The sequence below is a fragment of the Polaromonas aquatica genome (assembly GCF_050626995.1).
Lineage (GTDB): Bacteria > Pseudomonadota > Gammaproteobacteria > Burkholderiales > Burkholderiaceae_C > Polaromonas > Polaromonas aquatica_A.
In genome coordinates, this window is the sequence record NZ_CP192467.1 from 1,589,735 (window position 1) to 1,603,859 (window position 14,125).

The 14,125-nt window shown below is 62.7% G+C and carries 9 protein-coding genes and 1 tRNA gene; 1 reads left to right on the plus strand and 9 read right to left on the minus strand.

Annotated elements, in window-relative coordinates; translation table 11 throughout:
• Positions 1–7: 7 nt before the first annotated feature.
• The 5 genes from ACQ4MS_RS07585 to ACQ4MS_RS07605 form a co-directional block, all read right to left on the minus strand.
• Positions 8–1,558 carry a lyase family protein gene (locus ACQ4MS_RS07585; RefSeq protein WP_431098799.1) on the minus strand — a complete coding sequence of 517 codons (1,551 nt, stop codon included), beginning with the start codon at positions 1,556–1,558 and terminating at the stop codon, positions 8–10.
• Positions 1,555–5,424, minus strand: coding sequence for a beta strand repeat-containing protein (locus ACQ4MS_RS07590; protein ID WP_431098800.1), 3,870 nt, complete (start codon positions 5,422–5,424; stop codon positions 1,555–1,557). Before ACQ4MS_RS07590 ends, ACQ4MS_RS07585 begins: the two co-directional genes overlap by 4 nt.
• A 9-nt stretch (positions 5,425–5,433) precedes the next feature.
• On the minus strand, positions 5,434–8,463 hold the full coding sequence (locus ACQ4MS_RS07595) for a ShlB/FhaC/HecB family hemolysin secretion/activation protein (RefSeq protein ID WP_431098803.1): 3,030 nt from the start codon (positions 8,461–8,463) through the stop codon (positions 5,434–5,436).
• A gap of 99 nt (positions 8,464–8,562) precedes the next feature.
• Positions 8,563–9,606, minus strand: a complete 1,044-nt coding sequence (locus ACQ4MS_RS07600) for an alpha/beta fold hydrolase (protein ID WP_431098805.1) — start codon at positions 9,604–9,606, stop codon at positions 8,563–8,565.
• 546 nt (positions 9,607–10,152) lie between these two features.
• Positions 10,153–10,228: transfer RNA gene (locus ACQ4MS_RS07605), tRNA-Arg, on the minus strand.
• A 226-nt stretch (positions 10,229–10,454) separates the two neighbouring features.
• Between ACQ4MS_RS07605 and ACQ4MS_RS07610 the strand changes: the two genes are divergently transcribed.
• Positions 10,455–11,009: a c-type cytochrome gene (locus ACQ4MS_RS07610; protein WP_431098806.1), complete on the plus strand. Its 555-nt coding sequence runs from the start codon at positions 10,455–10,457 to the stop codon at positions 11,007–11,009.
• Positions 11,010–11,106: 97 nt separating this feature from the next.
• Here ACQ4MS_RS07610 and ACQ4MS_RS07615 read toward each other — a convergent pair whose 3' ends face one another.
• Genes ACQ4MS_RS07615 through ACQ4MS_RS07630 form a run of 4 tightly spaced genes read right to left on the minus strand, consistent with a single transcriptional unit; the run spans position 11,107 to position 14,102 of the window.
• Positions 11,107–11,673: a DUF2946 family protein gene (locus tag ACQ4MS_RS07615; RefSeq protein WP_431098808.1), complete on the minus strand. Its 567-nt coding sequence runs from the start codon at positions 11,671–11,673 to the stop codon at positions 11,107–11,109.
• 55 nt (positions 11,674–11,728) lie between these two features.
• Positions 11,729–12,775 (minus strand): YheT family hydrolase, encoded by a 1,047-nt coding sequence (locus ACQ4MS_RS07620; protein ID WP_431098810.1) that lies wholly within the window; start codon positions 12,773–12,775, stop codon positions 11,729–11,731.
• 11 nt (positions 12,776–12,786) lie between these two features.
• Positions 12,787–13,233, minus strand: a complete 447-nt coding sequence (locus ACQ4MS_RS07625; RefSeq protein ID WP_431098812.1) for a YybH family protein — start codon at positions 13,231–13,233, stop codon at positions 12,787–12,789.
• A gap of 8 nt (positions 13,234–13,241) precedes the next feature.
• On the minus strand, positions 13,242–14,102 hold the full coding sequence (locus tag ACQ4MS_RS07630; RefSeq protein WP_431098814.1) for a hypothetical protein: 861 nt from the start codon (positions 14,100–14,102) through the stop codon (positions 13,242–13,244).
• Positions 14,103–14,125 lie beyond the last annotated feature (23 nt).

Genomic DNA, 14,125 nt, shown 5'->3' on the forward strand with positions numbered 1-14,125 from the left:
TTCTCCTTCACTGGCCCAGCCGGGAGAAGCTGCGGTCCAGGTTGTCCTGGGCACGCGCGAGCTTGTCCCGCTGTCCCTTGAGCCAAGCTATATCCTGGTCCAGCCGGCCCTTCTCGGCCGCCAGCATCCTGACCGTCTCCGCGCGCTGCGGGCCGCCCAGGCCCTTGCTGGAGGCCAGCATGTTTTGCGCAGTCAGCGACATCCGGAAACGCTCCTGCGTCAGCGGGAATTCCGTCCGCGGAAAATTGAAGGCCTTCACCGCCTCGGCATATAACTGTCTGGCGACGTCAAAGGGAATCTCGGCGGGCTTGAGCTTGTTGGCGCGGCCGTAGTTGACGAGGTCCGAAGCGAAATGATGGCCAACCCGGAAGGGGATGTCGGCGTCTCGCTGCAGGATGTCCGCCAGCTCGGTGGTGGTCGAATACTCGGCGTCGACTTCCTGCAGGGCACGGTTGCGGTCAATGACGAGGTTGCTCATCAGGTCGGCCAGCTTCACAAAGGCACCGGTCGTGAGGTCCAGGGTTTTTTCGACCTGGTCGCGCTTGTAGTCAGGCATGCCGGGCGTGACGTTGTGCGCCTCCAGCTGGTAAGTGAAGGCACCGCCCACCACCTCGCTGGCCTGTAACCTCAGCACGTTGAGGGCATAAGGATTGCGTTTTTGCGGCATGATGCTGCTCGTGCCGGTCAGGCGCCCTTCCTGGATTGCGATCCAGGGGGCGGTCTGGTGGTACTGGGTATGCATGTCCTGCACCAGGACGCCCATCATCAGCGCCGCATTGCTGCACAGACTCACCAGTTCCACACCCTGGTCAAGTGCGCCGAGCTGGGTCGCGTCGTAGGAGTTTTCCACTGCGCCGTCAAAACCCAGCAGCTCCGCGAGGCGCTGGCGATTCACCGGAAAGCTCGAGGTGCCGAGCGCGCCGGCGCCCAGCGGGCTCATATTGAGTCGTGCATGGGCCTCCTTCAGGCGCGCACTGTCGCGCCCGAAAACCGAGGAGAAAGCCAGCAGGTAGTGTGCGTAAGTGGTGGGCTGAGCCTGCACGCCATTGGTATAGGCCGGCACAATGGTGTCCAGGTTCTTCTCTGCCACGGCCAGCAACTGCGTTTTTGACTGGATCATCGCTTCCATCAGGGCAAGCGTGCGCTCCCGCTGCATCAGGCGCCGTGTAGTGGACAGGATGTCCTGGCGGCTACGGCCGGAATGCACGCGCGAGCCGTCGGGACCGGCCAGCGCCAGTATCAACGGCTCGTACTGCAGATAATCCCCGGGGCGCTTCGCACCGGGTTGGTTGCCGTCCCTGATCACCTGGCCGACCGCCAATGCAATCTTCTTGCCGAGCTCAGGTGGAACGATCCTGGTTTCAACCACCATGACAGTCGAGGCCTTGTTCATCTCGCCGAGGAAATGGAAATTGTCGTGCTCGGTCTTCCCTGCCTTTCCATCCGCCATGGCGGACAGCGACACCAACAACAGCGGGACTAGCGCCAGCCGCCCGGCTCGGCGTGACAGCGTGGAGAAGCTAAAAGCCGTGCCGGATGAGACTACAGGAGTTTTCATTCTTCGCCTTTGCTGGACGGATTGGACGAAACCACGGAAATGGTGAGCTTGTCCGGGCCACTACCGGAGGGTGGGAATACGGTTTCGGCCAATGGCGCCATCCAGTTGTTGCTTGCCATGTCTGACTGCAGCGCGGCGGTGGCCGCAGCCGAATCCCCGCTGGTCAGGCTGCTGCTTATCCTGCCGCCAAAACTGCGCAGCACAGCACCGGAGCCGGTAGCGGAAATCGTCGTGACATCCGAGGACTGGCTGAATGCCTGTCCGTTGGGTGCACTGGCGTTAATGAACAAAAGGCCGTCCTGCACCTGCAGCTTGTTGGTACCGCCGTCTATGCGCATACCGTAAGCCCCGCCAGAGGCTGAAATGCTCAGGTTGCCGGTGCCGCTGGTGCTGACAGTGTTGAAGGCACTGGCGCTGCTGCCAACAATGGACAGTCCCTCGCCGGAACCGGCCGTGCTGGCCTTGATGGCGATATCTCCGCTGGACGAGGTGATGCTCACGCCGTTGCTCGGGCCGGAGGCAGCGCTGCGCAGCAAAACCGCTGGTGCCGTGGACGCCGCCCCGCTATTGCCGGTGATCGAGAGCTTGCCCGATACCGTTGAGATGGCGGCGGAACTGGTCGCCGTCGAAGGGTAGATGGTGACGCCGCTGCCGGAGGCGGAACTGCCCGCCAGGCTCACAGAACCGCTACCGGTGGCACGTATGACGTTGTTGCCGGTCAACACACCTACTCCGTCGCCTTGAACGCCGCTGCCGGTGATCGCAAGCGCACCGTTCTCGACGCTGAGCGAAGCCTTGCCGCCGCCGTAGATGCTGACACCGTTGCCTTGGCCGGCGGCGCTGCCGACCAGCGTCACGTTGCCCGCGCCGGTGGTCTGGATGCGGTTGGCGACGTTCTGGATGGCGATGCCGTGATCCAGCTCCCCGGTGTTCGGCGAGTGGAAATTACCGAGCAGCGTGATGTTGCCGCCCTGCGAGGCGATATTGTTGACCGAGCTGGTACTGGAAGCGCTGCCGGTCAGGGCGATGGCGTCTGAGGTGCCTATGGAATCGCCCTTAAAGGTGATGTCGCCGCTCACGGTGCTGACGTTGACGCCGATGGAATTGCCGCTGGAGTTCAGCACGATGCCGTAGCCGCCGAAGCTGCTGGTGCTGTTGCCGTTGACGGCAACAGCACCGCTGCCGGTCGTGATGTTGATCGCCGCATTGGTGCCGGACGGCGCGATGTCCACGCCTCGCCCCGAGTGGCTGGTGCCGTCCAGCGTCAGCGCACCCGACTGCGTGCCCAGGTTGATGCTGGCGTAGGCGCCGCTGGCGTCCAGCGATACAGCCTTGAAGGAACCCGTGGTGGGATTGACCACGCTGTTGTTGGCCAGCAGCTTGAGCGCGCCCGCCGTGGTAGTGATGTTGATTTTCGAAGCGGTGGCCGCGCTGGTGCCGCTGCCCGAACTCAGCAGCCCCAACGCGGGCGTTGTGCCCCCTGAGGTATTACCGGCCACCGTGATGTTGCCGTCGGAGAAAATGCTGATGGATGAGCCGGCCCCCGTCGAGTTGAGTACCGTGCCATAGCTGCCGGTGCTGCTGCCGCCCAGCGTGATGGCGCCGCCCGCCGTGGCATTGAGCATCACGGCGCCGCTGCCGGATGCGGCCAGGTACACACCGCGGCCCGAGCCTGCGAAGCCGTTGGCATTGGCCTGCACGGTCAGGTTGCCGCTGCCTACGGTGAGTTGTTGCGTGGAGGCGCTGGCGGTGGAGCAGATCAGCACGCCGAAGCCCGAGCTGGCATTGCCGCTGATCGTCAGGTTGCCGGAACCGCTGGCGGCCAGGGTGTTGTTGGTGCTGAAAATGCGCGTGCCGTTGCCGCTACCCAGGTTGGTACTGTCCACCGTGATGGAACCGGCCCCGCTGGTGAGGACATTGCTGCCGCCGGTGAGCACAAAAGCGTCGCCGGTCGCGCTGGCACTCGCGACATTGGCCAGGATGGAGATGTTGCCGCCGCCGGCATTGAGCGTGGAGGCGCCGGATATATTCACCGCATTGGTGGTGGAGCTTGTCGAGGTGGAAGCGCCGCGTATCGTGATGTCGCCGCCGCTGGTGTTCAGCGAAGCGCCATTCAGCGCCACACCCGAGGCGCCGCTCTGGTTGGTGCTGGCGTAGCCGGTCAGTGGATTGCTGCCACCGCTGATGGTGATGGCCCCGCCGTTGGTCGTGATGGTGCTGCCCGTCAATGCCACCGAGCCGTTGCCGGTGTTGCCGTAGTTGGAGACCAGCGAGACGTTAAGGGTTTTGCCGGTGCCGTTGGAAATGACACGGCCGCTGCCGATGATGATGTTGCGGTGCGCCTGCAGGGTCAGCGAGGCATTGCCCACACCCTTGACGTTGTCCAGCACATTGATGTCACCCGAGGTTCCGCCGACGGCGGAGGTTTGGACTATCACGTTGGCGCCTTCGGACAGCGAGGCGTTGAGCACGGCCGAACTCAGGTTGGAGCTGGCCGCGCCGCTGGAGGTGAAGGGTGAGCTCCCGGTCGCGCCGACGCTTGCCGTGCTCGTGATGTTGATGTTGTAGGGATCGATCAGCCAGGTGCCGCCCTTGCCGGAGGCCGCGCTGATATCCACCAAACCCGTTGCATCCAGGTGGTGGCCCGAGGTCTCGACCAGGCCGCCGCTGCCGGTCTGCCCGCCGCCCAGCACGGTGATGCCGCCGTGAAAGCGGGTGCTGCCGGTGGACCACAGGATGACTTTTCCGCCATCGCCGCTGTTCAGCGCGTCAGCGTGGATGCGGGCGTTTTCGCCCATGTAAGTTCCGACGGCCTGGCGCTCGGTACCTGTTCCCTGGTAATTGCCGCCTACCAGCACGGCGCCGCCGCCGGCATCGCCCGAGGCGTCGATGCGGGCGCCATCGAAAACGCCGACGTACTGGCCCAGGGCCTTGACGCTGCCGCCGGTTTCGCCGGCGTTTCGGCCCGAGACATCGATGCGGCCGCTCACGGCGACGATGCCTGCGTCGCCACCGTCCAGCAGCACCGTGCCGTTACGGCGCTGCAGGCTGGTGGCTTCGATTACGCCTTCGTTGTTGACCACATTGGACAGCAACGCATCGCCGGACCGCGCCGACATGACGACCACACCGCCGTTGGCCTTGAGCAATCCCTGGTTCACCACGCTGGCGCCCAGCGAAGGGTCGCTCACCTGCATATTGATCAGGCCGTCGCCGTTGAAGTCCAGCGTGATATTCCTGCCGGCGCCCAGCATCACGCTGCCCAGGCGGGCCGTAATGGTTCCTGCATTGCGCACTTGTGCACCGAGCAGCGCCACGTACCCTCCATCAGCCGCCACGATGCTGCCTTCGTTGATCACGGCGCCGCCCGCGCCACCGGCCTCAAACCGGTTGTTGCCGGCCATGAAGTTGGCATCCGAGATGTTCAGCGAACTGGCTACCACGCCACCGACGTTGACGGCCGAACCCTGGCCGAACAGGATGCCCGAGGGGTTGATCAGGTACACCTGCCCGTTCGCATTGAGCTGCCCCATGATCTGCGATGCGTCACTGGATGTGACGCGGTTGAGAGCAACCGACGAGGCCGAGGGTTGCACGAAATTGACCTTGGCCGCACTGCCGATGTTGAACGTATTCCAGGTAGCGGCCATGCGGTCAGTGCCCTGCACCACATTCATGACATTGCCGCTCTGGCTGATGCTGCCGCTGCCGGCCGTGACTTGCCCGTTGGTTGGCAAGGCGTTGGCGTCCAGCGCATAGAGGCGAACCGGGTAGATGCTGCACAGCGCCGACAGGATGGCGGCGCTCAGCGGCGACAGCGCCGGCCTGCTTTTACGTGGGAAGGCCGGGGAAGAGTGGTGTGTCATGCGAGCCCCTCAGAATGTGTAGTTGATACCGAAGCCGATTGCGCGAATCGTGGTGCCGACGCCAGAGGACCCAAACACACCCGCGACGGCATAGTTGTAGTTGGCCAGCGGCTGGTTGCGCAGCACCACGTACTGCCCGAAGATCCTGAGCTGCTTGCTCCAGGCATAGGAGAAGCCGATTGCCTGGGAGGTTGCGCCCATGCCATCGGTCGAGCAGTTGACACCATTGCCGGAAATCATGGTGCAGTCGCCCGCGAAGGCCTTGGCATGGCTGGCGCGCAACTGCCAGGCGCCTATCTTGTGCGAGACGCCGAGCATGTAGGCATGGCGGCGGTAGCTGGAAAGATCGCTCGAGGTAAGGCTGGTATTGATGACGCCAGACTCGGCATAGTGCAGCTCGTCGGCGATCAGTGATACCTTGGTATCACCGAAATCGTAGGCTACGCCATAGCGCACGCTGTAGTCGTTCGACGACGTGCCCTGCGTGACGTGAGTGTTGGTGCCTACGCCGCGCGCGTTGCGGCCCAGGCTGGCGATGCCGAAGTAGTTCACGTGCTGCTCTACTGCCACCACGGCGGAGAAGCCACCGCGCTCATACGACAGGCTGCCGCCGTAGAGGTAGCCGGTATCGACGTCCGGCGCGGCTTTCATGCCGTTGTTCGAATACGCCAGCTTGAGCTGGAACCCGCCCATCTTGGGCGTCCAGTAGCCGAACACACCTGCCTGGCGGCGATTGAAGGCAGCGTCGTCATTGTTGTTTACCGCCGCCGTGCCCACCGGCCCGGAGTTCCGGGTGATGCTGGTCGCGAAGCCCGGCGAGCCGATGATGTTGTAGTGGGCCGCGCTGGTGGTAGACCCAAAAGGGTCGAAGGAAGAGGTGCTCTCCTTGAGCGGCATGTCCCAATTGCCATACATGGCGGTGCCGGCGTCAGGATGGGCGACGGCCACGCCGGTATTGCGCAGCTCTTGCCTGTGCGTCCAATCCGGTGTGGGGTCCGGACCAGGAGCACCTACGCTCAGCGACAGGCCCAGCTCCAGCTGCCACAGCAGCTTCCACCGCTCATGAATCGGGATGCCGCCCCGCGCGCCTATATATGACACGTTGTCACGCGCGCGCCAGAAACCCGACATGTTGCGCCCGTTGGGCGTGGCGAGCTTGCTTTGATCGGCAGGTGCCGCAGGCGTGGCGCCTGCGCGGTCCACGTATTCGGGAATCACGCCCAGCGAGCCGTACAGCAGCATGCCGTCCTCCGCTTCCTCGAAATCCTCGCTTCGGCTGCGGTTGCTGGAGGCCAACCCCGTGAAGGCTTGGGGCGAACCCGACACCGACAGCCACAGGCGGCGCGCGCTCTTCGGCTCGCTGGACGGATTAACGCCGGGCGACACCGCAATGCTGGCATTGAATACCAGATCCTTGTTATAGATGTTCAGGCCTACGCCGTAGCCATAGCGGCTTGCACGGTTTTCGCTGTTGTCCCAAGGCCTCTTGTTGATCGTCACGCGCCCCGCGTCAGCGAACAGCGCGCCTTCCACGACGGAGTTGCCGACAACGCCCAAGGTTTTACGCAGCTCCAGCCGTGCGAGCAGGCCTTCGTCGCCCGCAGCTTCACCAGCCGGGTAAGCGCGTACACCGTTGACGCCGCCCAGACTCATTTTTTCCGACGCGTCGAGGTTCTTGTCAGCATACTGCGCCGTAACCGCGCCCAGCAGGGAAAAACCACCACCCAGTTGCTGCAGACGGCTGAAAGACAGGTTGAGTTTTTTATAGTCGCCAGCCGCGTTGGCAGTGAAGCGGTCGAGCGCGGCATCGTTGGGTGTTTCCTTTTTCAAATGGCCCAGGCCGCCGCGCACATTCCAGCTGTTGCTGGCCGGCGCTCCGGTCCAGTCGTCACGCCAGTCGCCAGACAGGCCGGCGCTCAGGAAGTTTGCGGATTTGTCGACAGTCGTAGCGCTTGTCGTATCCTGGAAGCGGCGGTCTTCCGCGGCCAGCGACAAATTGATGTTGGCGCGCCGGCTGCGCAGCAGCGCAGCGTTGAGGAACACTGTGCTGATCTGGGCTTCACCGCTGGCTTGCACCTCCTTGAGGTTCTTCCCGATGTTGTATTGCAGCCCGGCGAAACCGGCGCCAACAGACAGGCCCGTAGCGCCGATAGGCTGCGCGTAGCTGATACCGGCGATACGCATGCCTTCAAACGACTGCTGCGTGTTCAGACTGAAGGTTTCGCCCTGTCCCAGGGCATCATTGAGGCTCAGGTTGGCGGACAATCTGTTGGTACCGGTGTAGTAGCTGCCGGCGTTGTCGATGCTGACGCGCGAGGTGATCGCGCTCATCTCGCTGATCTTGACGACGATGTCGGTAGCGCCCGGCTCAGCCGACGGACGCAACACTGCCTTGATCGTTACGCCGGCGATATCGGTCAATCGCAGCAGCGTGTTTTCCAGGTCGTTTTCCTGGATCACCTCGCCCGGGCGCAATCCGGCGAGGTGACGATCTATCAGGGTCCGGTCCAGGCGCACGTTGGCATCGGGCTCGGCCACCACCCGGCCTATGACGCCTTCGCGGATCCCGAGGGTGACCAGGCCGCCCGCTATTTCCTGCGCGGGCAGGTATGCACGCGCCACCAGATAGCCCCGGGCACGGTAGTAGGCCGTGATTTTTGTGGCGGCTTTGCCCAGCCCCGCGAAGTCCAGTTCAAGGCCGACGAATTCCCGCAGTTCGGCCTGCAGCTCGGAAGCCGGCAAGGACCGGTTGCCGCTCAGCACAAAGCCAGTGACCTGGATGCCCGGCCCGCCCGCGGAAGGCCCCTGGCCCTCATCACTGCCTTCGGTCTCTTTCTCGATCCGCGCCGGGCGCTGCATCGTCGCCGGCACACCGGTGTTTTCTGCAGGCGAAAGCTGTTGCCGGTTGGCGTCAAACAGGGTGCCAGCGCTAGGTCCCGTTTGTGCATGGGTGGCAAAAGGCGCGGCGGCCAGCATCGCGCAGATTTGCGAGGCAAGGATTTTTCGGCGGTGCTTGGCAAGACGTGGAGGGATCATCATGGTTGGTTTTCTTCTCGTTGTGGTCTTCTTTTCGTTGTGGCTTCGCGCCTTTTGCGCTCTCTTTTTGCCGCTCCCGGCTTGGTGCTTGTCGTCTCGCCGCTATTTGTCAGTTCCCTGGAAAATTTTTGCGGCGACATCGCGCGACTCAAAGATATCGGCCGCCTCGTGACCCGCACCCGGCACGACCATGACTCCGCGAGTCACCGGGGTCTGCCACTTCCGGGCCAAAAATTGTTCGTAGCGCAGGTAGTTCCTGTGCCGGTCCAGCCGGTCCGTGCCCTGCATGGCGGCACCACAGGTTTTGTCGAGCGACTCGTAAGCGGGGTCGTTGTCCTGTGCCCCGACCAGGTAGAGAACCTCGCGCGCTGCATAGCGCTTGAACAGCTGTTCGCCGTCCAGGCCCTGTCCATAGGGAACCATGTTGCCCAGGCCGTAGCGGAAGTTGTTGTAGCCGGGACAAAGAACGGTATTCACCGGCTTGAAGCTCCCGCCCTCGGGACGGTTGCCATCCAGATACAAGTAGGAAGACGGGCTGGAAATCACATAACGCACACGGATGCCCGTCTTGCCCAGGGCTTCCTCGCTGTTGTTCAACACGGCGTAGCGCTGCATCAGCTGGCCGCCAGCGGAGTGGCCGATGAAGACGATCTCCTTGAGCACCGGAAAACGCTTGCCGTTGCTCAGGTAGCGGGCGATGTCGTCCAGCACGCCGCAGGAATTGATGGCCTCCTTGCCACGGGATTCATGGCACTGCATCCAGTTACCGCCGCGCCAAAGCGGAATACTGCCGTCAGGCGAGTTATCCGACTGGGTCAGGAAGTGGGGCACCAGCAGCAAGGTGTTTGATGAATCGAGCCGCGCGGCCTCGAGCAGCCGGAGGCCCACGCCAAAGTAGCGGTCGGCATCGCGCTTCACACCATGCACAAAAACGATTGCGCGGCTGATGCCGGCGACCGGCCTGCGCATGTCGATGTTGGAATAGACCGCAAAGGGGTATGCGACGCCCGCCGCCTCCAGATCGATCACCTGTTCCTCAGGCTGCTGGCCGGCTGTCTTGTCGGCTGCGGCGAAAAGCCGCGCACCAAAGAACGCCAGACCCACCGCCACGACTACTTGTAACCATCTATTACGACTACGCGTCATGATTGTTATCTCGCCTTGTCAAAAAACAGGTATCGAAAGGATTGACGCTTTGTGCCCGAATGCCCGTCTCTCCCCGGCATACGTCCACAGATGGATCACGGATCCAGCGTTTCCTTCACGATTCTTTTTTGTCAGCTACCGGGGGAAGCGTGTTTGTAACAACTTGCAAATCACCGGGCTTTTGGCGATTCTAGGAACGCATTTGCCGCATGTAAAATATCTAGATTTCATCCACTTGATACTTTTAAAGTATTTAAATGGGATCCGCCTTCCACTGGCCCCTATCACGCACCAAGCGGGAGAGCGAATACGCAACGCGCGGCGCGAGCAAACGGGGGGGCTCGGCGAGTGGGCCAATGCAGCGGGGTTAACGTTTCCCGATAACGTGGTCTGTGCAGCTGTCGAGTGCGAAGAGCCTAAGCGCACCAATGTCCGTGGCTGCCGCGATGCACAACAGCGGCCTTCGAGGCTCGCTTTTTCTGGCGGGAGTCGCGCTGATTCGCGTGGCCAATGATGGTGATGATGCCGCTGCGCGACGACGGCAATTGGTGCGGCTGGCGGGGATCGAACCCACGACCCTTGGCTTCGGAGGCCAATACTCTATCCACTGAGCTACAGCCGCAACGCTGAAGATTGTTTGCGCAGGAGCCTGCGGCAAGGCGGGCTTCAGGCAATTTGCACTGCACATATGACAGGCACTGTGCAGAGCGCTTGATTCTACCAGCCAGCCACGGCCCCTTCAGTGTGCGGCGGAGCCCCAGTTATAATGCGAGGTTGCTGAGCGAGCGCTCCTCAAGAGTGCAACATCCATACGATAGCCCCCCGATTTTTAGTTTTTTGAGGACGCCATGAGCGCAAACGACCACACCACGGCCCACGAAGAAGCCCACACCGGCCCTATCAAGACCCCACAGCAACTGCTGGCCGCGGTTTTTTTCTCTTTCGTCGTTCCCGTTTTTGCCATCATCGGGCTGGTGTACTACGTGGCCTCGGCCAACAAACCCGCTGCCGGCGCGGACGAAAGCGCAAAAGCAGTAGCGCAGCGTATCCAGAAGATCGGCGCCGTTGAAATTCGCGATGCCAATCGCCCTCTCAAATCCGGCGAAGAAGTCTATAAGGCGCAGTGCGCAGCCTGCCATGCCACGGGCGCAGCAGGTGCCCCGAAGTTTGGCGATGCAGGCGCCTGGGCTGCACGCATCAAGACAGGTTTCGACAATCTCTGGCATTCGGCCCTGAAGGGCAAAGGCGCAATGGGCGCACAGGGCGGCGGCGACTTTGAAGATGTTGAAATCGGCAAGGCCGTGGTTTACCTGACGGCAGCCGCCGGTGGCAAATTTGCCGAACCCAAAGCGCCTGCCGCCGCGGCTTCCGCGCCGCAAGCAGCGGCCAGTGCCGCCAAGTAAGCTGCCTTGCACTCTCACAAAGCCGGTCTTGACCGGCTTTTTTGTTGATTTCTCAAGCAAAAAGAACGTGTAGCCCAGGAAACACCTGCGCGGAATGCTATATTTTTTGTAGCGCCTGAGGGCTGCGCACATAGCCGAACCGCGAAGGCAAGTCACCCGCGGGCGATTCCTCGGGTACCCAAAGGCCCTGCTCCACCGCGTCGGCGGCATGCGTCATGTCCTGCGTGTGCACCAGGCCAAAGCCGAGGTCGGTTTCCAGATACACCCGGCCTGATTCGTCCACGATGCACCGCTGGGGCCGCGCGGTTTGACCGGTGTGGGAAGTGACCTCAAAAACAGGCGCAGCCCCCACGCGCCAGATCAGCGGCGTCGCCTCCAGTTCCACATATACGCGTTGCGGGCCATTCTGGAAAAACCACTGTCCGGCAGCGTCGCTTTCGTAGTTCCGCTGGATGAAATCGATCAGCTTGTCGTGCTTGAGCAGTGAGCCCTTGCTGGCCGCATTGCGCGCAGCATCAAGGCCTGGAGTCCCGCCGAAGGGACCGGCAGCCTGGGCCCTGTCGTCACGCATGTACCAGTTGCCGCGCGCGTCCAGCCCGAGCCAGCCATAGCAATCGGGAACGTTGGGCCACTTGGCGATGGCTTGCCTGACGATGTCATCCATGCCGCCATTTTGCGCCGCGCCAGGCACACGTGATTCCCGCAGGGTTAAGGCCGCATTAAAGATGCGCGGCCAGGAAACCGGTGACGGCCTCCGGCATGACGCGCACATGCCCCGGGAACGGCGACGACGGAAATCCGACATGGCCGCCTTGTGCCGGCTGCCACAGCGTGACATGGGCGCCCGCATCCGCGGCCTGCGGCAGGCTGCCGGCCGGCACAAAGGGATCGTTCAATGCGTTCAAGGCGAGCGCTGGCACGGCAATGTTGCGCAAATGCGGTTTGGCAGAGGCTCGCAGCCAGTAGTCATCCGCATCCTTGAACCCATGGACCGGCGCGGTGAATACATTGTCAAAGGCGTACAAATCGCGTGCGGCCAGCAATCGGTCGCGGTCAAATAGACCCGGGTGCTGCTCCAGCTTTTTCAGCGCCTTCGGCACCATGGTCCTGAGAAACATCCGGGTATAGACCTGACGGTTGAATCCCTGCCCTATCGCCCAGCCGGCAGCTGTCAGGTCCAGTGGTGAACAGACTGACGCAATGCCGGCAACCACTTCGCGAGCCTCTGCGCCAAGCTCCCCGGCCCAGCGCATCAACGCATTGCCGCCCAATGAAATGCCTACGGCAACGATCGGCCCCGGATGAAATTGTGCGAAACGCCGCAGTATCCAGTCGATCTCTGCGAAATCCCCGGAGTGATACGCCCGTGGCGCCAGGTTCAGCTCACCTGAACAGCCCCGAAAATGCGGAATGGCGCAGCCCCAGCCACGCTCGCGGGCAACGTCGGCAAACGCTTCGGCATAGTGGCTGGCAGATGAACCCTCCAGCCCATGGAACACCACCAGAAGCGGCCGCTGAGCAGCCGAAGGCTGCAGCCCCGGGCCGCCCCAAGCAAGGCCAGCCCCCCCGGGGGGCAGCGTAGTACACGCAGTGACAAGTGTGGGGGCATCATCTAGCCAGTCCACGTCGACAAAATCGCTGTCGGGAGTATCCCAACGCTCGCGCCGAAACACAGGCGGCGGGCCGAGGTAGCGGCGTGACCGCAGCGCAGCCCAGATGGTTTGCAAGTTGCCGCCCGGCAGCCACCAGGGTGCTGCGTAGTTCATCGCATTCCTCTTCAGTGCAGGACGGCCGGCGTTTCCGACACTTCCTGCATTTCGCGCGGCGTGCCGGGGCTCGCATGGTGGGCCACCATGCGCCAGCCTTGTGCACCCTTGTGGTAGACGTTGGTGGCAATCACGTAGGCATGCCGTGGCCCTTCGTCAGTCAGCACTTCGATGCGTTCGAGCACGCTGTGCACACAGGCACTCATGGTTTCGACCTTGCGCACCTTGATGGCCTGGGCGTTGATGGTGCCGTTGGAAAACATGGCGTCAAAGGTAGCGCGTATGGCCGCCGGACCCACCAGCCGGGCGCTACCCGGATGCACGCAGACGATGTCATCCTCATCGCCCCAGCAAGCCATGAGCTTTTCAATATCGCCGCTTTGCAGCGCCTCGTAAAAAGCCGCCTCGATGTCATCGGCGTTGCCGCTGCTCGCGGGCGGGACTTTGGGTTTGGGCATGGAAGGCGTCAGTCCGGCTTGGCGTTGGGTGTTGAATTCTGCTCGGGATTACCCCTCGCAGCAAGCCACGAGCGTACGACACTTTGCATACCGGTGTCTTCTGCCTTGGCCCGCCAGCCGTGGCCTCCACTCTGGTTGGCCTGCCAAAGCAGTTCGGGCGCCGCGACGTGGGTACCGGGCGGCAGGACCTGCAGTGCGGCGTCGATAAATTCCGCCAGCTTGGCGGGGCGCACTGGCTGCTCGGCAGCGGGAATCATGAACCTGAGGGTCGACAGCATCCACGACGCCGTCTTCTCGAAAAAATTGGCGCCCGCAATGCCTTCCGTCTTGCGCGCCGAGCGCACCAGCAGCACGCGCTCGAAACCCAGCGACGCGACCGCCTGTTCATCAAGATCGGCCAGCCCACGCTTGAGTGCGTCAGGCAACCGCCCCGAGGCATGGGGCACCACCACGACCAGGGTCTGCGCACCGCAGCGTTTCAGCCAGCGCGCCAACGCCGGAAGTTGCCCCGGCACCGGCGTCCACAGCGTGCGCTCACGTCCGTAATAAAGCCGCGGTGGTTCAAACATGACAAGGCCGGTATGAACCTGCCCTGGCCGGGCGTTCCATGTTTCCATTAATGCCGGGTCTTGCGCCAGCACGATGCCGACCCCAGCCATTCCCGCAGTCATGGCTTCGGTGGCCAGCACTTCGGTGTGCGCATACCGTCCACCGCCCACAAGGCGGCGCAACACTTCATTGCCCAAAACGCCGGTGGCGCCGGCAACCATCAGGCGCGGCTTTTCAGTCCCAGCAGGCGACGGACGCAACGCAGCCTGCAGGGCATGTAGTGGGTTGTTGGGAGTAGAAGAACGGGACGTCAGCGACATTCGACTATGTTAGTGTTGCGGCT

What these genes read in the sequence shown, in the direction of transcription:
- ACQ4MS_RS07585 (WP_431098799.1), bottom strand. Translation starts at nt 1,558, where the DNA reads ATGAAAACTCCTGTAGTCTCATCCGGCACGGCTTTTAGCTTCTCCACG.
- ACQ4MS_RS07610 (WP_431098806.1), top strand. Translation starts at nt 10,455, where the DNA reads ATGAGCGCAAACGACCACACCACGGCCCACGAAGAAGCCCACACCGGC.
- ACQ4MS_RS07615 (WP_431098808.1), bottom strand. Translation starts at nt 11,673, where the DNA reads ATGGATGACATCGTCAGGCAAGCCATCGCCAAGTGGCCCAACGTTCCC.
- ACQ4MS_RS07600 (WP_431098805.1), bottom strand. Translation starts at nt 9,606, where the DNA reads ATGACGCGTAGTCGTAATAGATGGTTACAAGTAGTCGTGGCGGTGGGT.
- ACQ4MS_RS07630 (WP_431098814.1), bottom strand. Translation starts at nt 14,102, where the DNA reads ATGTCGCTGACGTCCCGTTCTTCTACTCCCAACAACCCACTACATGCC.
- ACQ4MS_RS07595 (WP_431098803.1), bottom strand. Translation starts at nt 8,463, where the DNA reads ATGATGATCCCTCCACGTCTTGCCAAGCACCGCCGAAAAATCCTTGCC.
- ACQ4MS_RS07625 (WP_431098812.1), bottom strand. Translation starts at nt 13,233, where the DNA reads ATGCCCAAACCCAAAGTCCCGCCCGCGAGCAGCGGCAACGCCGATGAC.
- ACQ4MS_RS07590 (WP_431098800.1), bottom strand. Translation starts at nt 5,424, where the DNA reads ATGACACACCACTCTTCCCCGGCCTTCCCACGTAAAAGCAGGCCGGCG.
- ACQ4MS_RS07620 (WP_431098810.1), bottom strand. Translation starts at nt 12,775, where the DNA reads ATGAACTACGCAGCACCCTGGTGGCTGCCGGGCGGCAACTTGCAAACC.